Raw genomic sequence first — 22,730 nt, 5'->3', positions numbered from 1 at the left:
GCATCCTCGCTACGAGGGACAGGTGGCGCCCACGGCGGCCATCACCAGGTCGTTCACCGCCTTGCTCACGGCGGGCGGGCCGTCCACCTCGGACACCGACAGCGTCCAGCTGAAGCTCAGCTGACGCCGGCCGTCCGGAGAACTGAACGTCATCGTCCGGTAGCCGAACCCGTTGCCCGTGTTCCCCCACAGGTACTCCCCGGGACGCGCCGGGCACAGATCACCCCCGGGCACCACCCCCAGCGCGTACGGCGCCACCGTGAACTCCCGCATCTCCGCCCACCGCGCCGGAGAGAGCAGCGTGCCGTCGGACAGGGCCCGGAAGAACCGGTTGAGGTCCGCGTTGGTCGACACCGCGCCCGCCGCGGCGCCCCACACCGACGGGGTGTAGTCCGTGACGTCCCGCAGCGGCCGGCCCTCGACCAGGTGGTACCCGTTGACGTGCGGACCGGTGAGATACGGATTCACGACGGGGTACGAGGTGTCCTTCATGCCCGCCGGCCGGAACACCCGCTTCTCCAGTTCGGTCGCGAGCGGACGGCCGGTCGTCCTCTCCACCACCAGGCCCAGGATCAGGTAATTGGTGTTCGAGTAGTGGAATTCCTTGCCGGGCGGGGACACCAGCGGCTTTCCGGCCGCCATCTTTATCAGATCGCGCGACGGGAAATAGCGGAAGCGGTTCCGCTCCATCTCCTCGAGCTCTTTGTCGCCCGTCCCCGAATACAGCTGGTCGAAGTAATTCGGCACACCACTGGTGTGGTTGAGCAGCTGCCGCAGCGTGATCGTTTCCTTGTACGGCAGAAGGCCCGGCACGCGCTTCGCCACCGGATCGTCGAGCTTCAGCCGCCCCTCGTCGACGAGTTGCATGACGACGGTCGCAACCATCGACTTGGTCACGCTGGCGATGCGGTAGCGGTCACCGGGCCGGGCGGGACGCTTGGTACGCGTGTCCCGCACCCCACTGGCCCCCGACCATGTCTTGTCCCCCACCCGCACCTCGGCAAGCGCGGCGGGAGCGCCGGCCGCGGTCAGCTTGTCGAGCGCCGACTGCAGGGCGTGGGCGTCCAGTTCGCCGGCTGGCGCGGCCGGGGCCGCGGTCGCGGGTTGGACGGTCAGCGCGATGGCGAGCGCGGCCATTGCCGCGAAGGACCGGAGCCTCAATTTCACTTATTCCCCCAGGAGTTCGACTGTTCGCGATACTAAGCGATCCGAGGGAATTGCGTGACGGCGAGGGCTACGCTGGCACGGTGACCCAGCACAGGAACACGGACCCGTACGCCGACGCTCGAGCGTTCTACGGCTCGGAGCTACGTCGCTTGCGCGAGGAGGCCGGTCTCACACAGGAACAGCTCGGTCAGCGCGTCTTTTGCTCCGGCTCGTACATCGGTCAATTCGAGGCGGCGATCAGACGGCCCCAGCCGGAGGTGTCCGAGCTGCTCGACGACGTGCTGGGGAGCGGCAAGCACCTCCAGCGGCTGTGCCGGCTGGCTCGCACCACGAAGGTCGCCGACTACTTCGCGGACGCGGCGGAGCTCGAGCGACAGGCGAGGACGATCAGCGAGTGTTCGCCGATGTTCATCCCAGGACTGCTGCAGACAGAGGCATACGCACGGGCGCTGACCCGGGCATCGCGGCGGTTCGCCGGCCAACAGGTGGTGGAACAACTCGTCAGCGCCCGATTGGAGCGAGCACAGCTGCTCGACGGCCCTACCGCGCCCGTGGACTGGACCATCATTCACGAATCGGCGCTTCGCGTAACTGTCGGCAGTCCTGCCACCATGCGCGAACAGCTCACCTATCTCGTCGAGACGGTGCAGAACCGTCCCAACGTCGTACTGCAAGTGCTGCCATTCGCCGCCGGACCGCATCCGTTCATGAACACCATGGTTTCACTGATGGAGTTCAGCGACGCGCCACCCGTCGTCTACACCGAAAGTGCGTACAGCGGCCAACTCATCGAAGACCCGGCCCTGGTCGCCCAGTTTCAATCGGCATACGATCTGGCCAGGGCCACGGCGCTGTCGCCTGAGGCCTCCTTGGGCCTGATCGGGTCGGCGGCTGAGGAATGGACAACTCATGAATACCACAATTGACTTAAGCGCGGCCAAGTGGCGCACGTCGTCGTATACCAATGGAGACGGCGGCAACTGTGTCGAGATTGCCGACAACCTCCCCGGCATCGTCCCCGTCCGCGACACCAAGACCGCACCGCAGGGGACGACGCTCGTCTTCCCGGCCACCGCCTGGGCGGTCTTCGTCCGAACCCTCAAGCGCTAGGCGACGTACCGCGTCGCCCCGCACGGCGGATGAGGGACCGTACCGGGCGGGCGAGGGCCAGGGTCAGGCCGGCGAGCGGGAGTACGAGCAGCAGGGACTGGAGGCAGGCCGAGAGCATGCCGAGGGCCACGTTGCCGGATGTGCCGGCGTTCGCGATGAGCAGGGTGATCCGCTCCCAGTCCGCCTGGAGCAGCTGCGGCAGGTTGACGAGCAGGATGCCCAGCTGCAGGGAGAGCGCCGGGATCAGGAACAGCACCCACACCGCGACGACGATCTGCGGCCATCGTTTGAGAGCCGCAAGCCGCTCGTCGGCCGGACGGCGAAGCACGACCCGCTTCAGAATCGGGGCGATGTATTTGAAGAGGTCGGGAATGCCGATGAGGTCGGCGACGATGTAGTAGCCGTCGAATCGCAGCGTGGGAAGAAGCTGCTGAATCATTTCGAGGTGGACGGAGAGGATCGCCACCAGCAGAAGCGGGTTTCCGGTCGAGGCGTACAGGGCGAGCAGGCCCAGGACGAAGAGGGCGTTGAAGTAGACGCCGCCCAGATCGGCGCGGATGCGCCCCGCGCGGCCCAGCCGGTACGAATTGGTGATGTCGGTGTAGAAGGCGGGCCACACCAGATAGATTCCGCAGCCCATCGCGCCGGGTCGTACGCCTCCGTAGCGGCAGGCCGCGCCGTGGCCCATTTCGTGGAATACGCAGGAGGCGATGGCCAGGGCGACGACGAGCAGCACGCTGGCCGGGGAGGAGAGCACGGTCTGCAGCGCCGCTCCGGTGTCCTGGGTCGTCCACAGCCATGCCTCGCCGGCGACGAACGCGCCGAGGAGGCCCGCGACGAGCAGCGGGCTGAAGAGCCAGGCGAAGAGGCCGGAGAGGAACCAGGTGACGCGCTCCGGCAGCACCGCCAGCCGGAACCGGAAGGCGAGGAACGGGTCGCTCTTGGGCGTGGGGGGCGGGGGCGTGCCGTCGCTGTAGGTGGTGATGCCGAGGGGGGCGAGCTTCTTGTCGAGCAGGAAGGCGACGTGTTCCGAGGTGAACTCCCGGCCGGTCTCGCGGCGGAGTTCGCCGGCCACCTCCGTCATGACGGGTTCCCGTCCGGAACGGCGAGGGGCGTCCAGCGCCCGTACGACCTGGTAGAGCAGGGCGGGGAGCCGGACGATCTGGCCGTCGGGGCGGCAGACCAGCTGGGGTGGCTCCCGGTAGCCGGAGCCCTCGAACTCTCCGACCAGTTCCATGCCGGCCACCAGCGTGGGTTCCTGGGCCATGGGTGCTCTCCGTGACATCGGCGAGGTGGCGGGGAAGGGCCGGAGGGTTCCGGCTCCGGCCCTTCCCCGAGGGTGCGGGCGAGCCGCTAGGCGATCAGTGGGTGGAGATGGCCGTGGGCATACAGGTCATGCTGGTGGTCGGGTTCGTGGACGGCAGGCCGAGCGAGCCGAGCAGGCCCGGGGTGCCCTGCCGGTCGACGGCCTGGCAGGCCGCGAGCATCGTGGTGCCGTGGTGGTCGGCCGGGGGCGCGAACACGCCTCCCACGCCTCCGCCCGACGCGGCGCTGCTGCTGGAGGCACCCGCGCCCGCACCCGATCCGTTGGGGCCGGGGTCGGCGAAGGCGAGCGGCGTGGCGATGATGCCCATGACGGTCCGCTCGGGCAGCACCTCGCCCGCGATGTTGTCGAGTTCCTCGAAGCTGATGGCGTTTTCCATTTTCCGTACCCCTTCTCGAAAAAGCGGCGGTCAGCGGCTGGAGATGGCCGCAGGAATACACGTGGTGCTGTAGCCGGGAGAGCTGGGAGCGAGTCCCAGTGCGACGAGAAGGCCGGGGCTGCCCGCGTCCTGCCGGTATTGGCAGGCGTAGGCCACCGTCGTTCCGTGTTCCGTTCTCACCAGTGTCGGATACACGGGCTGGTCGGTGCCCGCGGGCAGTAACACGCTCGAAAGCGCGATCCGCGCGGGAAGCTCTTCGCCGGAAAGCCGGCCGAGTTCCCCGAAGGTGACGGCGGATCCCATCGCTTCATCCCTCCCTCAGGGACGACATCTCGCGTCATCCCGGCCGGGAGCCTAACCCGGTGCGGAATGGGCGACACATTCTCAACCCCCTGATCACCCGGTCGTGTTGGCCTATGCCCCGGGAGAGTGCAGAGGGGAACGCGCAGCCGGAACGCGAGAGGGCCGCACCCCGTCCGTGACGGGGTGCGGCCCTCAACCGCTGTGCCGGACCGCTTACTTGCGGATCAGCGAGCGCAGCACGTACTGCATGATGCCGCCGTTGCGGTAGTAGTCCGCCTCACCGGGGGTGTCGATGCGGACGACCGCGTCGAACTCCACGCCGGTGTCGGTCGTGACCTTGACCGTGCGGGGCGTGCGGCCCTCGTTGAGCTCGGTCACGCCGGTGAAGGAGAAGGTCTCCTCGCCGGTCAGGCCGAGGGACTCGGCCGAGGCGCCCTCGGGGAACTGCAGGGGCAGGACGCCCATGCCGATGAGGTTCGAGCGGTGGATGCGCTCGTAGGACTCGGCGATGACGGCCTTGACGCCGAGCAGCGCGGTGCCCTTGGCGGCCCAGTCGCGGGACGAGCCCGAGCCGTACTCCTTGCCGGCCAGGACGACCAGCGGGATGCCCTGCTCGATGTAGTTGCGCGAGGCGTCGTAGATGAAGGAGACGGGGGCGCCGTCCTTCGTGAAGTCGCGGGTGAAGCCGCCCTCGGTGCCCGGCGCGATCTGGTTGCGCAGGCGGATGTTGGCGAACGTACCGCGGATCATGACCTCGTGGTTGCCTCGGCGCGAGCCGTAGCTGTTGAAGTCACGACGCTCGACACCGTGCTCGGTGAGGTACTTGCCGGCCGGGGTGTCGGCCTTGATGGCACCGGCCGGGGAGATGTGGTCGGTGGTGACCGAGTCGCCGAGCTTCGCCAGCACGCGGGCGCCGGTGATGTCGGTGACCGGGGTGGTCTCCATCGTCATGCCCTCGAAGTACGGGGGCTTGCGGACGTAGGTGGACTCGGTGTCCCACTCGAAGGTGTTGCCGGTCGGGATCGGCAGGGCCTGCCACTGGGCGTCGCCCGCGAAGACGTCCTGGTAGGACTTGTTGAACATGTCCTCGCCGATGGCGTTCGCCACGACGTCGTTGACCTCGGCCTCGGACGGCCAGATGTCCTTGAGGAAGACCGGGTTGCCCTCGGTGTCCGTGCCCAGGGCGTCCTTGGTGATGTCCACCTTCATGGAGCCCGCGATGGCGTACGCGACGACCAGCGGCGGGGAGGCCAGGTAGTTCATCTTGACGTCGGGGTTGATCCGGCCCTCGAAGTTGCGGTTGCCGGAGAGCACCGAGGTGACGGCCAGGTCGTGGTCGTTGACGGCCTTGGAGACCTCCTCCGGCAGCGGGCCGGAGTTGCCGATGCAGGTGGTGCAGCCGTAGCCGACGAGGTTGAAGCCGACCTTGTCGAGGTAGGGGGTCAGGCCCGCCTTGTCGAAGTAGTCGGTGACGACCTTGGAGCCCGGGGCGAGGGTGGTCTTGACCCACGGCTTGCGGGTCAGGCCCTTCTCGACCGCCTTCTTGGCCACGAGCGCCGCGGCGACCATGACGTAGGGGTTCGAGGTGTTGGTGCAGGAGGTGATCGCGGCGACGGTGACGGCGCCGTGGTCGATCTCGTAGGTCGAGCCGTCGGGGGCGGTCACGGTGACCGGCTTCGACGGGGCGCCGGAGATGGCCGGGGCGTCGGAGGCCGGGAAGGACTCCTTGCCCGCCTCGTCGACCTCGTCGACGTAGTTGCGGACGTCCTGCGCGAACTGCGCGGCGGCCTCGGCCAGGATGATGCGGTCCTGCGGGCGCTTGGGGCCGGCGATCGAGGGGACGACCGTGGAGAGGTCGAGCTCGAGCTTCTCGGAGAAGTCGGGCTCGGCGGCCGGGTCGAGCCAGAGGCCCTGCTCCTTGGCGTACGCCTCGACGAGCGCGACCTGCTGCTCGGAGCGGCCGGTGAGCTTGAGGTACTTCAGCGTCTCGCCGTCGATCGGGAACATCGCGGCGGTGGAGCCGAACTCCGGCGACATGTTGCCGATGGTGGCGCGGTTGGCCAGCGAGGTGGCGGCGACGCCCTCGCCGTAGAACTCGACGAACTTGCCGACGACGCCGTGCTTGCGCAGCATCTCGGTGATCGTGAGGACGAGGTCGGTGGCGGTGGTGCCGGCCGGGAGCTCACCGGTCAGCTTGAAGCCGACGACGCGCGGGATGAGCATGGAGACCGGCTGGCCGAGCATCGCGGCCTCGGCCTCGATGCCGCCGACGCCCCAGCCCAGCACGCCGAGGCCGTTGACCATGGTGGTGTGCGAGTCGGTGCCGACGAGGGTGTCGGGGTAGGCCTGGCCGTTGCGGACCATGACCGTGCGGGCCAGGTGCTCGATGTTCACCTGGTGGACGATGCCGGTGCCCGGGGGGACGACCTTGAACTCGTCGAAGGCGGTCTGGCCCCAGCGCAGGAACTGGTAGCGCTCCTTGTTGCGGCCGTACTCCAGCTCGACGTTCTGGCCGAAGGCGTCCTTCGTGCCGAACTTGTCGGCGATGACGGAGTGGTCGATGACCAGCTCGGCCGGGGCCAGCGGGTTGATCTTCGCCGGGTCGCCGCCGAGCTCCTTGACGGCCTCACGCATGGTGGCGAGGTCGACGACACAGGGCACACCGGTGAAGTCCTGCATGATCACGCGGGCCGGCGTGAACTGGATCTCCTGGCTGGGCTGGGCCTGCGAGTCCCAGTTGCCCAGCGCGCGGATGTGGTCGGCGGTGATGTTCGCGCCGTCCTCCGTGCGGAGCAGGTTCTCCAGCAGCACCTTCAGGCTGTAGGGCAGGCGGGCGGAGCCCTCGACCTTGTCCAGCTTGAAGATCTCGTACGACTCGTCGCCCACCTGCAGCGTGCTGCGGGCGTCGAAGCTGTTCGCCGACACGACAGTCTCCTTCATGCATGAATTCGCGTACTGCGGCAATCCTGCCGCCACCCCACCGCGCGCATCCGCTAAGGTGTGCCTAAGTTAGGTACGCCTTACTGGCGCGACAGCGGTACGCCTCTCGGCAGATATCTCGATGTCGAGATAACTCTAGTACATCGAGGCCGCACGGTCATGTCCGGATGGGCCGTCCGGTGTCGACAGACCGGGACATACGACGCGTACCCCTACAGCCATGCCCTGACTGGCAGCCCCAAACCGGCCCGAGGATCCTTGAGCGTGGTGTACGGCACGGCACGGCACCGCAGGCACGGCACGCGAGAGCGGGAGCGGAGCGGGTACGTGAGGGCACCGGGCGCGGGAGGCGACGCGATCAGACGCGGATGCCTGAGCCACCTGCAGTGGCTGCCCGTCCTCCTGCTCGCCGGCGGCGCCTTCCTCGACTACTCCACCTCTCCGCACTTCAGCGCGGAGGCCTTCTACACCGCCGCGCCCATGACGGCCGCCGCGCTGCTGTCGCTGCGCGCGACGATCCTCGCGGGCATCGGCGCCTGCGCCGCCGACGCCGCGCTGCTCACCCACTTCGGCTTCATCGGCGACTCGGGCGGGCGCAGCGAGCTGGCGGCCGTCGCGACCGTCTCGGCCCTCGCCGTGGTCGTCAACCGCCTCATGTACTACAGCGACGTCCGGCTGCAGTCCGCGCGCCGGGTCGCCCTCGCCGCCCAGCGCGCCATCCTGCCGGAGCCGCCGGCCGCCGTCGGGGACCTGCGGATCGCCGTGCGCTACCAGTCGGCGGTGAAGGAGGCGCAGATCGGCGGCGACCTGTACGGCGTGCAGGACACGCCGTACGGGATGCGCTGCGTCGTGGGTGACGTGCGGGGCAAGGGCATGGAGGCGGTCAAGGCGGTGGACGTGGCGCTGGGTGCGTTCCGGGAGGCGGCCGACGAGGAGGCCACGCTCGCCGGGATCGCGGCCCGCCTGGAGCGGGCGCTGATCCGCGAGGCGGAGCGGCGGAGCGGGCCCGAGCGGACGGAGGGGTTCGTCACCGGCGTCCTGGCCGAGATCCCGCCCTCCGGCGACGAGCTGCGGCTGATCAACCGCGGCCACCCGGCGCCGCTGCTGCTCCGCGGCGGCGAGGTGCGTGCCGCGGAGCCGCCCGAGCCGGCCCTCCCCCTGGCGCTGGCGGATCCCGGCACCGGCGAGGGCCGGATCCACACGGTGCCGTTCCCGCCGGGGACGACGCTCCTGCTGTACACGGACGGCCTCACCGAGGCGCGCAACCGGGCCGGCGCCTTCTACGACCCCGTCGCCGGGCTCTCCGGCCGCGACCTGTCCGGCCCGGACGCGCTGCTCGACGCCCTGATCCACGACGTGGACCGCCACACCGGCGGCCGCATCACCGACGACATGGCCCTGCTCGCGGTGACCCGGGGCACGGGCGGGGCGTGATGCTCAGGCGCCGGCGCCCTGCTTGTCCTCGGCCTCGCGCACGAACTCCGGCACGCGCTCGTTGAACACCTTCACCGGGATGCCGTGGCCGGCACCGGGGACGACCTCGACGTGCGCGCCCGGCATGAGGTGCCGCGCCCGCTCCTCCGCCCGCCGGGCGTCGTGCACGCGGCTCTCGCCGCCGAGGAGGACGAGGGCGGGCACGGTGATGCCGGTCAGCTCCTCGTCGCTCATGGGCTGCGGCGGCAGCAGCCGTATGCGGAAGCCGCGCATCGCCTCCAGGGAGAACCGGGTCTGGGCCTCCGCCTCCTCCGCCGGCACGCCCGTGGGGCCGATCAGTTCGGTGAACCAGCGGTACCGGAAGCCCTCGGGCCCGACGAAGGAGGCGATGGCGCCGAACACGAAGCCGGCCTTGAGCGACGCGAGGGCGCGCGGCGGGTCGTACACGGCCACCGAGGCGATGCGGCCGGGGGCGCGCACGGCATGGTTGAGCGCCACCCATCCGCCGTACGAGTGCCCCACCAGATGCACCCGCTCGAGACCCAGCCCGGCGAGGACCTCCTCCAGCCAGGCGGCCATGTCGTCCGGCGTCCGTACCGGCGCGGTCTGCGTGCTGTACCCCGGCTCCCCCACCCGGTCGACGGCGAACACCCGCCGCCGCCCGTCGGCGAGCGCGGCGACGTGCGGCGCCCACTCGGTGGGCCCGGCGCTCTGCCCGTGCAACAGGACGACGGGAATGCCGTCGCCCTCCGCGCCGTAGCCGTACACCCGCGTGACGCCAAAGGCGGTCTCGACGTCCTGCTCGTCCCGCGGCTCCGGCCAGAACGCCATGGCCCGGTCGTACGCCGCGAGCACGCGCGTACGCGCCTCGCCACTGGTGAAGGAACCGATCTGCGTGGCCATCAGGCGCACCTCCCCCTACGGGCGGCCATCCGTACGGCCGCCGTTGATCCGATCCTCGCAGGACGGAATTTCCGGAGAACACGCGGGTCTGGTTCACCAGTTCGGGTGAGCGTTGGGCCGAACGGGCGGGTCGGCCATGGCGATTGCTGTAGACCAGGGACAGTCGTCACGCTGCAGTCACGATGTCCGCGGGAGGACCGATGAGCGCACAGCCCCATTCGTATGCAGCCGACGACCCCGAGAAGGCGCTGAAGTACGCGATCCAGCATGTCGAGGGTCATCGGATGCAGATCGTCGAGGGGGTCATCCAGACAACCGCGCCCACATGGGACCATGAGAACGCAGCCGAAGAGATCCGCGAACAGCTCGGACCCACCCTGCGGGAGCTCGGGTGCAGGGCGGGCTCCGGAGACCTCGACCTGCCGGGCACCTCCAACTGGTACGTACCGGACCTGGCCGTCGTGCCCCGAGAGCTGGCGAAGGGCGGTGGCGCCCTTGTGCCCGACCAGACCCTGCTCGTCGTCGAAGTCACCTCCGATTCCAACGGCGACACCGACCGCATCGTGAAGCGCCGCCGCTACGCCGAATACGGCGCCCCTCTCTACCTCCTCGTGGACCGTCAGGAGCGGACCTGCACGCTCTTCAGCGAGCCGAGCAGGCTTGGGTATACGAAGACGGACGGCCCGCACCCCTTCGGCGCCCCCCTCCACGTACCCGAGCCCTTCGACCTCGAACTCGACACTTCCGACTTCTGAGGGCCGCACAGGCGGGGAACCTGTGCAGGAGCCATGGCGCGGCGGGCGGAGATCTCATATCTGAGATACCGTCTGTCTCATGACAGACGCCTACCTCGGCCGCATCGGCAAGCTCATCCGTGACGCCCGCCAGCACCGCGGCTGGACACAGTCCCAGCTCGCGGACGCTCTCGGGACCAGCCAGAGCGCGGTCAACCGCATCGAGCGGGGAAATCAGAACATCAGTCTTGATATGATCGCCCGCATTGGGGAGGCGCTCGACAGCGAGATCGTCTCGCTCGGATACGCCGGGCCCATGCACCTGCGCGTCGTCGGCGGGCGCCGCCTGTCGGGCTCCATCGACGTCAAGACGAGCAAGAACGCGTGCGTCGCCCTGCTGTGCGCCACGCTGCTCAACGCCGGCCGCACGACGCTGCGTCGCGTCGCGCGGATCGAGGAGGTCTACCGGATCCTCGAGGTGCTCGCCAGCATCGGCGTCCGGCACCGGTGGATCAACGACGGCAACGACCTCGAGATCGTGCCGCCCACCGAGCTCGACCTGGGCGCGATGGACACCGAGGCGGCCCGCCGCACCCGCAGCGTCATCATGTTCCTGGGCCCGCTGCTGCACCGCATGGACCACTTCAAGATCCCGTACGCGGGCGGCTGCGACCTCGGCACCCGGACCGTACAGCCGCACATGACGGCCCTTCGCCACTTCGGCCTCGAGATCACGGCCACCGACGGCACGTACCACGCCCAGGTGGATCGTTCCGTCGCCCCCACGCGCGCCATCGTCCTGACCGAGCGCGGCGACACCGTGACCGAGAACGCCCTGCTGGCCGCGGCCCGCCACGACGGCGTGACCGTCATCCGCAACGCCAGCTCCAACTACATGGTCCAGGACCTCTGCTTCTTCCTCGAGGAGCTCGGCGTACGCGTCGAGGGCATCGGCACCACCACGCTCACCGTGCACGGCGTGGCCACCATCGACCGCGACGTCGACTACGCGCCGTCCGAGGACCCGGTCGAGGCCATGAGCCTGCTGGCCGCCGCCGTGGTGACGGAGTCGGAGCTGACGATCCGCCGGGTGCCGATCGAGTTCATGGAGATCGAGCTCGCCGTCCTGGAGGAGATGGGCCTCGACCACGAGCGCAGCCCCGAGTACCGCGCGGACAACGGCCGCACCCGGCTGCTCGACCTGACCGTGCGCCCCTCCAAGCTCCGCGCGCCGATCGACAAGATCCACCCGATGCCGTTCCCCGGTCTCAACATCGACAACGTGCCCTTCTTCGCGGCCATCGCCGCCTTCGCCCAGGGCCAGACCCTCATCCATGACTGGGTCTACGACAACCGCGCCATCTACCTCACCGACCTCAACCGCCTCGGCGCGGACGTCAAGCTCCTCGACCCCCACCGCGTCCTGGTCGAGGGCCCCACCCGCTGGCGCTCCGCCGAAATGATGTGCCCGCCCGCCCTGCGCCCCGCCGTGGTCGTCCTCCTGGCCATGATGGCCGCCGAGGGGACCTCCGTCCTCCGCAACGTCTACGTCATCAACCGCGGCTACGAGGACCTCGCCGAACGCCTCAACTCGGTCGGCGCCCAGATCGAAACGTTCCGGGACATCTGACCGCCGCGGCGGCCCGGGGCGGCGATTTCGTCGCCCCGGGCCGTCTGTGGGCCGCGTCCAGCCCTCGGGAGAACACCGACCGGGCCGATGGGTGGAGGGTCAGCTACGTGCTCAGGCACGGTATCGGTTGGTCCGGGGAGCCCAACCAGACCCGTTCGCCCTCGCCGTCCACGGTGAGACCGAAACGATCGAAGCCGGGGCGGCTGTTCTCCTCCCACCAGAGGCAGGCCGCTTCCGTCTCGTCCCACAGCCTGCGTGGGCCGGACTGGACCACCGTGTACTCGGTGGCCTCCGGCTCGTAGCCGGCGGACGCCCACGACCGGGTGTCGGTGCTGTACGTCCACAGCGTGTACGTGCCATCGCCGTACCGCTCGACACGCCAGAACGCCCCGGGCACATGCAGCCCGATCACGAACTGTGCGAGCCAGCCGCCGATGTCGGCGGGGGAAAGCGTCGTCGTGCTCCTGGTGCCGTCCGAGGGCCACTCCTGGCCCTTGAGGTAGGCCTCGAACGGCGGTCGCTCCGTGCGCTGCTGGCGTAGGCGCATGAAGGCACTCGAGCGGGTGAAGGGTCCGTTCGCCGTGCCGTCGTTGCCGACAACCAGGCGTGCGATGTACTCACCGCCGTACTCCGTCCCCCACGGGGCAACGATGAGCCCGCCGGGACGTGCCTGCTCGACCCACGCGCGGGGCACCTCCCCCACAGAGCACGTAGCGATGACCCGGTCGAACGGGGCACTGGCGGGATGCCCCAAGCGACCGTCGCCCACGAGGGCCAGAGGGGCCAGGCCGGCACGCCGGAGGTTCTCCACAGCGGCCATGGACACGTCCGCGTCGTATTCGACGCTGACGACGTTCGCGCCACCGAGCCGGTGCGCGAGAAGGCCCGCGTTCCAGCCCGTGCCCGTGCCGATCTCCAGCACGCGGTGTCCGTCTGCCACGTCCAGATCGGCGAGCATCGAGAAGACCATGCGCGGCATGGAGCTGGAGCTGGTCGGCATGGTGCCCAGGCCGTTGCCGGAGTGCCGGCCGTCGTCCCACTGCGTGGTGAGGGGGATGTCGGAGTACACCGCCTCGAACCACGCCTCCGGGTCCTTGGCACGGTCTACCAACCCCGTCTGCCGGGTGCCGTCCGCAATGCCCGGCCAGATACGGTCAGGCACGAACAGTTCCCGGGGGACCGCCTGGAACGACCCCAGCCAGTCAGAAGTCAGCGCGCCCGCCTTCACTTCGTAGTCAGGTTGGTTGCGTGCGAAGCCCATCGGAAACGCTAGGGACCAGCCGGTCCTACCAGCGAGGAACTTGCGACTTATTGCGCACGAGTTGCCCGAGCGCTTCGATGGCCGCGCTGATCAGCGCTCGGGCACGCGGGCCGTGGACAGCCATGCCGGACAGCGCGTTGAAGGCTTTGGCGTAGTCGGCGATCTCGCGCGGCTGCACCACGTTGATCTTGGCCGTTAGGTTCTCGACGGCGACCCGCCGGTCATCGAACAGGTAGAACGCTTCCAGTGGCCACACCTTCCGCTGCCCTGCGGAGGGGATCACGCCCAGCGACACGGACGCCAGCGGCATCAGTGAGAGAAGGTCCTGAGCTGCCCGGCCATCGTCTCGGCGTCGCCGATCTGGCTCCGGAGAACCCATTCTTCGATCAGGACGGCGAACCGGTGTCCGCCTTCGTAGAGGAGGCGGCTCCGGGCCATGCGGGCCGGTACGGCCTCGGCAACGTCGTCGGGCGTCTCGTGGAAGTCGGTCATGGACCGCATGAGGGCCGTGGCGTACTCCGGGGTCTGGAAGAACCCCGGGAGCACGTTGGAAACGTAGATCCGGAACAACGAGGTCTCTTCGTAGCCGCTGATCAGGCGCTCTTGCGCCTGGCGCAGCCCGGTCCGGTGGCGCCTTCGCCACTCGACGTACATGGAGTCGGCTGCACGGGCCGTGGCAACCAGGTCAGCGGCCTGTTCACCTGCCCCGCAGGCGGCGCACCAAGCGCGGATATCGGCATCGGTGGGCGCCACCTTGCCGCTCTGGATGCGGCTCGTCTTGGCAGGATGCCAGCCACACCGGACAGACAGCTCGTGACCGGTGATGCCCGCATCCTTACGGATCTCCACCAGCCGGTCGGCGAGAGCTCTCCTTGCCGCCGCGACGCTGGACGAAGGGGACGAAGGGGACATGTGCTTGCAGTCCGACGATGGCGAGGGGCGGCTAGACCTTGTACTCCTCGTGTGGAATGCCGCGCTCCCACACGGCTTCGAACGCAGAGGCGCACAGCCGGGCTACGGCCGGGTCCTCGGTGATCTCGAACCGGGGTTCGGCCCAGTCTCCGTCGCCAGTAAAGAGGTTGAACCGGACGAGACGATCGTCGAAGAGCCAGAAGTCGGCGGCGGGTACAGCGATGCCGAGCGCCTTCCGCCTGGGCAGCCAGCGGACCTGCTCGCCCACGGCGACGTTCACGGCGGTGGTGGTGTACTCGTACTTGATGTACTGGCTCACCGGCTCGGACACGATGCGTGCCCGCCGCATGATCACGCCCCGGGCAGTGGCCTCGCGGACCATGGACACCCAACGGGACCAGCCCTCGGACTCCGGGTCAAGGTCTACTTCGCCGGTGCGCTTCCACTGCTCGAACTCTTCGGCTTCGCCGGCGACGCCGTAGGTGTCACGCATCTCCAGATGGACTGCTGTCCTCTGCGCGCTCCGGAGCAGCGTCGGAAAGTCCGGCACGTTCTGCGGCATCGCACGCCTTCCTCAAGATCGGCACCATCCGTAGGGGCAGGGAGATCACCGACTCATGCGCAGGGATCCCCACCGCGTGGCCGGGCACCCACTCGGTGCTGCCGACCTCCTCTGTCAGAGCATCGTCGGCGGTCACACCTTGGATGATGATCCTCTGCTGCTCATGGTGAACCCAGACCGTGGCAGACCCCTCTTCCTTCGTTTCAGGGTCCATCCCCATGAAATTTAGTGCCATAACTGCCTCCGGTGTCGAGTCAGTTGCGCCTGGTTGCAAGACCATCACGCCGGTCTCACCGGCCCGTCAAGGGCGCGCGGAACCAGACCTCGCTGCCGCAACCTCAAGTGCAGGCCAGTCTCCCTCATCGCGCACGGTCCGGCGTACGTAGTAGCCGAGCTCGATCAGCTCCTCGACCGCCTTGGCCACGCCCCAGCGGCCCAGCCCCGGATTCTCACCCCAGGCCCGCATCCAAGCCGTCGGTACGACGTTTTCACGGAGTGAGCTTGAGCAGCGCTCGTCGTCTCAGCAGGCCTGCGGTGAGCGGCCGTTCCTCCAGGCCCGGCAGGGTCTGGTATGCCTCCTACGGGTCCAACATGGATCCGGGGAGGCTGCGTTATTACCTGGCCGGGGGGCGGCCGCCCGGGGCGGGGAGGGGGGTTCCCGGGAGCCGGGATCCGGCGCCTCCTCGGGAGTCGGTGCCGGTGGAGATGCCGGGGGCGTTGTACTTCGCGACCGAGTCGCCGGTGTGGGCCGGGGGCAGGGCCTTCTACGATCCGCAGGCGCCCGGGACGGTGTGGGCGTGTGCCCATCTCGTCACCGCGCAGCAGTTCGGGGACATCGCCGCTCAGGAGATGTACGAGCCGCCGGGGGCCGACCTCGATCTCGGGGTGGTTCTCCGGGAGGGGCGGCACGTGCTGGGGCCCGGGCGGTACGAGACGCTGGTGTGTCCCGGGTATCTCGAGGACGTGCCCGTGCTCACCTTCACCGCTCCCTGGTCACTGTCGGCGGTGAGCCACACCAGTCCGTCCACCGCCTACCTCCGGCACCTCACCGCAGGGCTGCGCCGGGCGGGGGCGTGGGACGACCGTGCGATCGCCTCCTACCTCTCCCGCGCGCCCGGTGCGGCGGAGAACTGGACCGTGGAGCAGATCACGGCCCTGTTCTCCGGGGAGTAGGCGTCAGATGGCGAAGGGTGCCGCGTAGCGGACGGTGCCGCTCGGCAGGGGGTGGGCCTCGTCGAGGGCCATGGCCATCATGGCCTCGTCCGGGACGTCGATGGTCAGGCCGATGCCGTGCACGGAGGCGCGGGTGAAGCCGAAGCGGGGGTAGTACGCCGGGTGTCCGAGGACGGTGACGTAGCGCTCCCCCATGTCCCTGGCCGCCTTCAGGGCGGCGCGGACGGCGGCCGAGCCGGCGCCGGTCTTCTGGTGCTCGGGCCGTACGGCGACGGGGGCCAGGCACAGGGCCGGGGTGTCGCCGATGTGGCAGCGCGTCAGCAGGGCGTGGCCGACGACCCGGCCGTCCCCGTCGGTGCTGACGACGGACAGGCCGTCGATCCAGGCGGGGTCGGCGCGCAGCGCGTCGACGAGGTCGGCCTCCAGCGGCGTCTCGAACGCCGCGAGGTTCACCTCACGGACGGCGGGGATGTCGGCACCGGTCTCGGCCCGGGTGCTCCAGGTGTGGTGGGTACGCACGCATGGCCTTTCGCCTCGAACCGGATCGCATACGAACCCCCTAGGCCTATCACGCGGCCCGTGGATCCTTCCTCCTGTTTATCCGGGTCAACCGACGCCCGGTACGTCTGCGTAGACTGCCCACCACATCGTCTGACCGATCGGTCAGACAGCTGACCAGGCGGTCAGAAACAGTGAGGGGAGCGGACGCATGGAGCGCACCACGTGCTGTGTCGTCGGGGGCGGGCCCGCCGGGTTGATGCTGGGGTTGTTGCTGGCCCGGGCCGGGGTGGAGGTGACCGTGCTGGAGAAGCACGGGGACTTCCTGCGGGACTTCCGGGGGGACACCGTGCATCCGTCCACGCTGCGGCTGCTGGACGAACTCGGGCTGGGGCAGCGGTTCGCCGAGCTCCCCGCACGCAGGCTCGACGAGGTGCGGATGCACATCGGGGACGCCGTCATCACGCTGTCCGACCTGCGGCGCATACCCGGGCGGCACAAGTACATCGCCATGGTTCCGCAGTGGGACTTCCTCGACCTGCTCGCGGGCGCCGCCCGCCAGGAGCCCTCCTTCACCCTGCGGATGCGCACCGCCGTCACCGGGCTGCGCACCGACGGCGGCCGCGTGACCGGGGTGCGGTACGCCGGGCCGGACGGGACGAGCGGGGAGATCGCCGCCGATCTCGTCGTCGCGTGCGACGGCCGGGACTCGGTGGTGCGCGCGGCGGCCGGGCTGCGGCCGGAGTACGTCGACGTGCCGATGGACGTGTGGAACGTACGGGTGCCGGCGCAGGGCGACGGCTCCCAGGACGGGCGGGTGTTCATGCGCGCCCGCGGCCGGCAGTTCGCGGTCACGATGGACCGGGGGGCGTTCTACCAGACCTCCTACCTCATCGAGAAGGGCACCGACCGCGCGCTGCGGGCCAACGACATCCAGTGGTTCCGCGACCGCGTCGGCGAGCTGTTCGACTGGGGGCCGGAGGTGACGAAGGCGATCGGCTCCTGGGACGACGTGAAGCTGCTCGAGGTGACGATGGGGCACCTGCGGCGCTGGTACCGGCCGGGGCTGCTGTGCATCGGGGACGCCGCGCACATCATGTCGCCGACGGGCGGCGTGGGCGTCAACCTCGCCGTGCAGGACGCCGTCGCGGCCGCCCGCCTGCTCGCGGAGCCGCTGCGGCGCGGCGGCGTGGGCGTCCGCGGCCTCGCCCGGGTGCAGCGGCGGCGCCGGCTGCCCGCGGCCGTCATCCAGCGGATGCAGCTGGGCGAGCACGAGACGCTGCTGCGCCCCGCCCTCGAGGGCCGGCTCGACCCGGAGCGGCTGCCCGTCCCGTTCCGGCTGCTGCGGCGCGTACCGCCGCTGCGCACCCTGGCCGGGTATCTCGGCGGTGTCGGCATACGGCCGGAGCGGGCGCCCGCCTTCGCGCGGGCGTGAGCGGGAGCGGGGGCCGAAGCCGGTAACAGGGCCGGACGGGGCTCAGTCCCGGTGCCCGATCGCGTTCATGGTGAAGGTCACCAGCTCGTCGGCCGCGGCGTCGAGGTCGAACTCCGGGTGGACGAGCCAGTAGGAGATCACGTTGTCGATGGCCCCGCCGACGGCCAGGGCCGTGGTCCGCGGGTCGAACGCGCGGAAGGCGCCCGCCTCCTGGCCCGCGGCCAGCAGGCGGGACAGGCCCTGCCAGCGGTCGTACGTGTCGTGGGAGCCCGGCGTCTTGAGCCGCGTGCCGCCCTTGTCGTCGAGCAGCATCTCGGTGATCACGCGGACGTGCCGGCGGTTGGCGTGCTGGTAGGAGATCATCGCGCGGACGTACGCGACGACGGCGGCGGCCGGGTCCGTCTCCCGCTCCACCCGCTCCGTCACATGGGCGAGGAAGCGCTCGAGCACGTGCTCCAGCGTGGCCCGCGTGAGGTTGTCCTTCGAGGAGAAGTGGTAGAGGATCGCGGCCTTGGAGATGCCCGCCTCCTCGGCGATCGCCGAGAGCGAGGTGCCGGGATAGCCGCGGCTCGAGATCAGGTCGATCGTGCACTCGACGATCTGCTGCCGCCGGGCGCGCTCGGTGAAGGTCAGGCCGCCGGGGTCGGCACTCCGACGAGACGCCATCGAAACGCCCACCTTCTCCACTCTCGCACGGCGACCATCGACCGGCGTCACACCGTACCCCGCGCGCCCGGTCACGGCAGCACGGCCACCCCGTCCAGCTCCACCAGCGCCTGTTCGTCCCAGAGCCGGGTCGTGCCGATGACCGCCATGGCGGGGTAGTCGCGCCCGGCCAGCCGGCGCCAGACGGCGCCGAGTTCCCGGGCGTGGGAGCGGTACGCGCCGACGTCCGTGGCGTAGACGGTGACCCGGGCCAGGTCCGCCGGCCCGCCTCCGGCGGCGCGCAGGGCGGCCAGGAGGTTGGCCAGGGCCTTCTCGAACTGTTCCGGAAGGCCGCCGGGGACGATCTTGCCGTCCGTGTCGAGGGCGGTCTGGCCGGCCAGGAAGACCAGGCGGGTGCCGGTGGCGGTGACGGCGTGGCTGAAGCCGGTGGGCGGGGAGAGGGCGGCCGGGTTGAGTCGGTGCAGGGTCATCGGTAGAGCTCCTTGGCGATGATGGCGCGCTGGACCTCGGTGGCGCCCTCGTAGACGCGCGGGGCGCGGACCTCGCGGTAGAGGTGTTCCAGGAGGTGGCCGCGGCGCAGGGCGCGGGCGCCGTGGATCTGGACGGCGGCGTCGACGACGTACTGCGCGGTCTCGGTGGCGAAGAGCTTGGCCATGGCGGAGCGCCGGGCGATGCCCGGCTCGCCCGCGTCGTAGGAGGCGGCCGCCGCGAGGACGAGCAGGGCGGCGGCCTCGGTGCGGGTGGCCATCTCGGCGAGCTGGTGGGAGACGGCCTGGAGGTCCTTCAACGGGCCGCCGAAGGCGTGGCGTTCGCCCGCGTGGGCCACGGCGGCGCGCAGGGCGGCGCGGGCCATGCCGACGGCGAAGGCGCCGACGCTGGGGCGGAAGAGGTCGAGGGTGCGCATGGCGACGGTGAAGCCGCCGCCGACCTCTCCGATGACGTCGTCCGGTCCGACCGGGACGCCGTCGAAGGTGAGGGTGCCGACGGGGTGGGGGCTGAGCATCTCGAGGGGGCTGCCGGTGAGGCCGGGCCGGTCGCCGGGGACCAGGAAGGCGGTGATGCCGGACGCGCCGGGGGCGGGGCCGGTGCGGGCGAAGACGGTGTAGAGGTCGGCCTCGGGGGCGTTGGAGATCCAGCACTTCTCGCCGGTGAGCCGCCAGCCGGAGCCCGGGCCTGAGCCGGGGCCAGGGCCGCCGCCGGGGCCGGGAGCGGGGGCCGGATCCGCGCGCAGGCGCAGGGACGCCGCGTCGGAGCCGGCCTCCGGCTCACTGAGCGCGAAGGCGGTGACGATCCGGCCGGCCGCGACGTCGGGCAGCCAGCGCGCTCGCTGCCCGGCCGTGCCCCACCGCAGGAGGGGGTGGGCGCCGAGGCCCTGGAGGGCGAGGGCGGTCTCGGCCTCGGTGCACTCCTGGGCGAGCGACTCGCGCAGCAGGCACAGGTCCATGGCGCTGACCGGGCCGGTGGCGGGCACCACGCGGGCCAGCAGCCCGAGTTCGCCGAGCGCGGCGACGAGCGGACGATTGACGCTGCCGGTCCCGCCGGGGGCGCCTTCGTCGGCCAGGGGGCGCAACTTCTCGGCGGCGAGCGCGCGCAGCTCGGCGCACCACGCGCGCTGCTCCCTGTCCAGTGTGAACGGTGTGGTCACCGGGTCCACCCTTTCCCTTGCATCCTGCTGCACCCGCTGTGCCAGGTGCGGGAGTTATCGCGCTCTGTTGACTGCCGTCACCAACTCGCTACGCTGACAGTGGATCCGTGTCGCTGGCAAGACCCCCGTTCACCTCCTTCTTCTTCTCGGCGCGAGGGGGCGCATCCGCGATGGAGCTCAACCCGTCGGCCCATGCCGACACGTTTGCGCGCGACCATCTCCCGCCTCCGGGGCAGTGGCCGGAGCTCCGCTTCGACCTCGCCGGACCCGGCGCGCTGTCCTATCCGGACCGCCTCAACTGCGGTGCGGAGCTCCTGGACGCGACGGTGGCGCGGCTGGGGCCGGACCGGCCGGCGGTGCGGGACGCCTCGGGGCTCGTCTGGTCCTACGGCGAACTCTCGGCACACGCCGACCGGATCGCCCACGCCCTCACCGACGACCTGGGGGTGCTCCCCGGCCACCGCGTGCTGCTGCGCGGCCCCACCACGCCCTGGCTCGCCGCCTGCTGGCTCGCGGTGATGAAGGCGGGAGCGGTGGCCGTGACCGTACTGGCGGCCCAGCGCGCCCACGAGCTGGCGACCGTCTGCCGGATCGCGCGCGTCAGCCACGCCCTGTGCGACACCCGATCGGCCGACGACCTGATCAACGCGGAGGTGCCACACTTACGGATTGCGCTGTTCGGCGGGGAGGCGCCCGGCGACCTTCTGCGGCTCGCGGCAAATAAACCCACATCCTATGTGGCGTGCGACACTTCCGCCGACGACGTCGCGCTCATCGCCTTCACCTCCGGCACCACCGGCCGTCCCAAGGGCTGCGTCCACTTCCACCGCGACGTCCTCGCCATCGCCGACACCTTCTCCGCCCACGTCCTGCGGCCAACCCCCGACGACGTCTTCGCGGGCAGCCCGCCGCTCGGCTTCACCTTCGGCCTCGGCGGCCTCGTCGTCTTCCCGCTCCGCGCGGGCGCCCAGACCCTGCTCGCCGACTGGGGCGGCCCCGAGCGGCTGCTCGCCGACGTCCAACGCCACCGCGTCTCCGTCCTGTTCACCGCCCCCACCGCCTACCGCGCGATGCTCGGCCGGCTCGGCGCGTACGACGTCTCCTCGCTGCGCAGATGCGTCTCGGCCGGCGAGCACCTGCCCGCCGCCCTCTGGCACGACTGGCACCGCGCCACCGGGCTGCGCGTCATCAACGGCATCGGCGCCACCGAGATGCTGCACATCTTCATCTCCGCCGCCGACGACCTCATACGCCCGGGCACCACCGGGCTGCCGGTCCCCGGCTACGAGGCCCGCGTCGTGGACCCGGCCGGCCGTCCCGTGCCCGACGGCGAGCCCGGGCTGCTGGCCGTGCGCGGCCCCACCGGCTGCCGCTACCTGGCGGACGAGCGCCAGAGCCAGTACGTGCGCGGCGGCTGGAACATCACGGGCGACACCTACGTCCGCGAACCGGACGGCTACTTCCGCTACGTGGCCCGCGCCGACGACATGATCATCTCGGCCGGCTACAACATCGCCGGACCCGAGGTCGAGGAGGCCCTGCTGCGCCACCCCGACGTCCTCGAAGCGGCCGTCACCGGGCGCCCCGACGAGCGGCGCGGCGAGATCGTCGTCGCCCACGTCGTGCTGCGGCCGGGCGTGCCCCGTACCCCGGAAACGGTCGCGGAGCTACGGGAGTTCACCAAAAAGGAGATCGTTCCGTACAAGTGCCCTCGCGAGATCGAGTTCCTCGACGCCCTCCCGCGCACGCCCACCGGCAAATTGCAGCGATTCCGGCTGCGCACGGGCGCTTTACAGTTTCCCCGTGACTGACCACCAGCAACCGCTCCACACCCCCCGGTCCCTCATCGTCACCTTCTACGGCGCGTACGGACGCGGTGGCGCCGACTCCCCCGCCGGCCCGGTGCCGATCGCGGCCCTGATCCGGCTGCTGGGCGCGGTGGGCGTGGACTCGCCGTCGGTGCGGTCGGCCGTCTCCCGGCTCAAGCGGCGCGGGCTGCTCGTCGCCGGCCGCACGGCGGACGGCGCGGCGGGCTACGGGCTGTCGGACGCCGCGCGGCAGCTCCTCGACGACGGCGACCGGCGCATCTACGGCCGCTCCTCGGCGCGGCCCGGCCAGGGCTGGCTGCTGGCCGTCTTCTCGGTCCCCGAACAGGAGCGGCACAAGCGGCACCTGCTGCGCTCCCGGCTGGCCCGGCTGGGCTTCGGCACGGCCGCGCCCGGCGTGTGGATCGCCCCGGCGCACGTGCACGAGGAGACGCGGCACACCCTCGAGCGGCTGGGGCTGGCCTCCTACGTCGACCTGTTCAAGGGCAGCCACCTGGGCTTCGACCCCACCGCCGAGGCCGTGGCCCGGTGGTGGGACCTCGAGGCGCTGGCCCGGCAGCACCAGGCGTTCCTCGACACCCACGAGCCCGTGCTGCACCGCTGGTCGCGTCGTCGGCCGGTCCCGCCGGAGGCCGCCTACCGCGACTACCTCCTCGCCCTGGACTCCTGGCGGCGGCTGCCGTACGCCGATCCCGGCCTGCCGGCGGCCCTGCTGCCCGAGGAGTGGCCGGGCGGCCGGGCGGCCCGGGTCTTCGCGGCCCTGCACGCGCGGCTGCGCGACGCCGGGGAGCAGTTCGTACGGCCGGTGCTGGCGTAGGGAGTGGGTCG

Annotated in this window: 21 protein-coding genes and 1 pseudogene; 9 read left to right on the top strand and 13 right to left on the bottom strand. The window is 70.6% G+C overall.

The window, feature by feature from the left end; all coding sequences use genetic code 11:
* Window positions 1–9: 9 nt before the first annotated feature.
* Complete coding sequence (locus IE295_RS01055) at window positions 10–1,167, bottom strand: serine hydrolase domain-containing protein (protein WP_224322939.1); 1,158 nt, start codon at window positions 1,165–1,167, stop codon at window positions 10–12.
* An 80-nt stretch (window positions 1,168–1,247) separates the two neighbouring features.
* Between IE295_RS01055 and IE295_RS01050 the strand changes: the two genes are divergently transcribed.
* Together IE295_RS01050 and IE295_RS01045 are read left to right on the top strand one after the other, a co-directional pair.
* A complete protein-coding gene (locus IE295_RS01050; protein WP_224322938.1) occupies window positions 1,248–2,093 on the top strand; it encodes a helix-turn-helix domain-containing protein in 846 nt (281 codons plus the stop codon).
* Window positions 2,077–2,277 carry a DUF397 domain-containing protein gene (locus tag IE295_RS01045; RefSeq protein WP_190061477.1) on the top strand — a complete coding sequence of 67 codons (201 nt, stop codon included), beginning with the start codon at window positions 2,077–2,079 and terminating at the stop codon, window positions 2,275–2,277. The genes IE295_RS01050 and IE295_RS01045 overlap by 17 nt, the downstream gene beginning before the upstream one ends.
* On the opposite strand, the gene IE295_RS01040 is transcribed toward IE295_RS01045, so the two are convergent.
* The 4 genes from IE295_RS01040 to acnA all read right to left on the bottom strand — a co-directional run bounded on the left by IE295_RS01040 (window position 2,267) and on the right by acnA (window position 7,208).
* Window positions 2,267–3,544 carry a zinc metalloprotease gene (locus tag IE295_RS01040; protein WP_190061476.1) on the bottom strand — a complete coding sequence of 426 codons (1,278 nt, stop codon included), beginning with the start codon at window positions 3,542–3,544 and terminating at the stop codon, window positions 2,267–2,269. The genes IE295_RS01045 and IE295_RS01040 overlap by 11 nt on opposite strands.
* Window positions 3,545–3,638: 94 nt before the next feature.
* On the bottom strand, window positions 3,639–3,980 hold the full coding sequence (locus tag IE295_RS01035) for a hypothetical protein (RefSeq protein WP_190061475.1): 342 nt from the start codon (window positions 3,978–3,980) through the stop codon (window positions 3,639–3,641).
* A gap of 30 nt (window positions 3,981–4,010) precedes the next feature.
* Window positions 4,011–4,283, bottom strand: a complete 273-nt coding sequence (locus tag IE295_RS01030) for a hypothetical protein (protein ID WP_190061474.1) — start codon at window positions 4,281–4,283, stop codon at window positions 4,011–4,013.
* A 213-nt stretch (window positions 4,284–4,496) separates the two neighbouring features.
* Window positions 4,497–7,208: an aconitate hydratase AcnA gene (gene acnA / locus IE295_RS01025; RefSeq protein WP_190061473.1), complete on the bottom strand. Its 2,712-nt coding sequence runs from the start codon at window positions 7,206–7,208 to the stop codon at window positions 4,497–4,499.
* Window positions 7,209–7,550: 342 nt separating this feature from the next.
* On the opposite strand from acnA, the gene IE295_RS01020 reads away from it, so the two are divergent.
* Complete coding sequence (locus IE295_RS01020; RefSeq protein WP_224322936.1) at window positions 7,551–8,657, top strand: PP2C family protein-serine/threonine phosphatase; 1,107 nt, start codon at window positions 7,551–7,553, stop codon at window positions 8,655–8,657.
* Between the two features lie 3 nt (window positions 8,658–8,660).
* On the opposite strand, the gene IE295_RS01015 is transcribed toward IE295_RS01020, so the two are convergent.
* Entirely contained in the window at window positions 8,661–9,560 is a 900-nt protein-coding gene (locus IE295_RS01015; protein ID WP_190061471.1) for an alpha/beta fold hydrolase, read from the bottom strand.
* A gap of 200 nt (window positions 9,561–9,760) precedes the next feature.
* On the opposite strand from IE295_RS01015, the gene IE295_RS01010 reads away from it, so the two are divergent.
* Together IE295_RS01010 and IE295_RS01005 are read left to right on the top strand one after the other, a co-directional pair.
* Window positions 9,761–10,315, top strand: coding sequence for a Uma2 family endonuclease (locus IE295_RS01010; RefSeq protein WP_190061470.1), 555 nt, complete (start codon window positions 9,761–9,763; stop codon window positions 10,313–10,315).
* 79 nt (window positions 10,316–10,394) lie between these two features.
* Window positions 10,395–11,924 carry a helix-turn-helix domain-containing protein gene (locus tag IE295_RS01005; RefSeq protein ID WP_190061469.1) on the top strand — a complete coding sequence of 510 codons (1,530 nt, stop codon included), beginning with the start codon at window positions 10,395–10,397 and terminating at the stop codon, window positions 11,922–11,924.
* 103 nt (window positions 11,925–12,027) lie between these two features.
* Here IE295_RS01005 and IE295_RS01000 read toward each other — a convergent pair whose 3' ends face one another.
* From IE295_RS01000 to IE295_RS00990, 3 genes and pseudogenes are all read right to left on the bottom strand, one after another.
* Window positions 12,028–13,185, bottom strand: coding sequence for a methyltransferase domain-containing protein (locus tag IE295_RS01000; RefSeq protein WP_190061468.1), 1,158 nt, complete (start codon window positions 13,183–13,185; stop codon window positions 12,028–12,030).
* A gap of 25 nt (window positions 13,186–13,210) precedes the next feature.
* Window positions 13,211–14,097, bottom strand: a pseudogene (locus IE295_RS00995) (helix-turn-helix domain-containing protein).
* 31 nt (window positions 14,098–14,128) lie between these two features.
* Window positions 14,129–14,659, bottom strand: a complete 531-nt coding sequence (locus IE295_RS00990; RefSeq protein WP_190061467.1) for a DUF6879 family protein — start codon at window positions 14,657–14,659, stop codon at window positions 14,129–14,131.
* Between the two features lie 699 nt (window positions 14,660–15,358).
* Between IE295_RS00990 and IE295_RS00985 the strand changes: the two genes are divergently transcribed.
* Entirely contained in the window at window positions 15,359–15,832 is a 474-nt protein-coding gene (locus tag IE295_RS00985) for a histone deacetylase (protein ID WP_308013098.1), read from the top strand.
* Window positions 15,833–15,835: 3 nt separating this feature from the next.
* Here the strand turns inward: IE295_RS00985 and IE295_RS00980 are convergent, their stop codons facing one another.
* Window positions 15,836–16,351 (bottom strand): GNAT family N-acetyltransferase, encoded by a 516-nt coding sequence (locus IE295_RS00980; RefSeq protein WP_190061465.1) that lies wholly within the window; start codon window positions 16,349–16,351, stop codon window positions 15,836–15,838.
* A 190-nt stretch (window positions 16,352–16,541) separates the two neighbouring features.
* Here IE295_RS00980 and IE295_RS00975 point away from each other — a divergent pair, with 190 nt between their 5' ends.
* Entirely contained in the window at window positions 16,542–17,765 is a 1,224-nt protein-coding gene (locus IE295_RS00975; RefSeq protein WP_190061464.1) for an FAD-dependent oxidoreductase, read from the top strand.
* Window positions 17,766–17,807: 42 nt separating this feature from the next.
* Here IE295_RS00975 and IE295_RS00970 read toward each other — a convergent pair whose 3' ends face one another.
* From IE295_RS00970 to IE295_RS00960, 3 genes are all read right to left on the bottom strand, one after another.
* Window positions 17,808–18,431: a TetR/AcrR family transcriptional regulator gene (locus IE295_RS00970; protein WP_190061463.1), complete on the bottom strand. Its 624-nt coding sequence runs from the start codon at window positions 18,429–18,431 to the stop codon at window positions 17,808–17,810.
* A 71-nt stretch (window positions 18,432–18,502) separates the two neighbouring features.
* Complete coding sequence (locus tag IE295_RS00965) at window positions 18,503–18,901, bottom strand: RidA family protein (RefSeq protein ID WP_190061462.1); 399 nt, start codon at window positions 18,899–18,901, stop codon at window positions 18,503–18,505.
* On the bottom strand, window positions 18,898–20,076 hold the full coding sequence (locus IE295_RS00960; protein ID WP_190061461.1) for an acyl-CoA dehydrogenase family protein: 1,179 nt from the start codon (window positions 20,074–20,076) through the stop codon (window positions 18,898–18,900). The genes IE295_RS00965 and IE295_RS00960 overlap by 4 nt, the downstream gene beginning before the upstream one ends.
* 170 nt (window positions 20,077–20,246) lie before the next feature.
* On the opposite strand from IE295_RS00960, the gene IE295_RS00955 reads away from it, so the two are divergent.
* Window positions 20,247–21,887, top strand: coding sequence for an AMP-binding protein (locus IE295_RS00955; RefSeq protein ID WP_190062343.1), 1,641 nt, complete (start codon window positions 20,247–20,249; stop codon window positions 21,885–21,887).
* The gene (locus IE295_RS00950; protein ID WP_190061460.1) at window positions 21,880–22,719 is read left to right on the top strand and encodes a PaaX family transcriptional regulator; all 840 of its coding nucleotides are present in this window, start codon (window positions 21,880–21,882) and stop codon (window positions 22,717–22,719) included. The genes IE295_RS00955 and IE295_RS00950 overlap by 8 nt, the downstream gene beginning before the upstream one ends.
* Window positions 22,720–22,730 lie beyond the last annotated feature (11 nt).

It is taken from the genome of Streptomyces griseocarneus (assembly GCF_014655595.1).
Lineage (GTDB): Bacteria > Actinomycetota > Actinomycetes > Streptomycetales > Streptomycetaceae > Streptomyces > Streptomyces griseocarneus.
The sequence above is the reverse complement of the archived record's forward strand: the minus strand, read 5'-3'. Positions and strand labels throughout refer to the sequence as shown.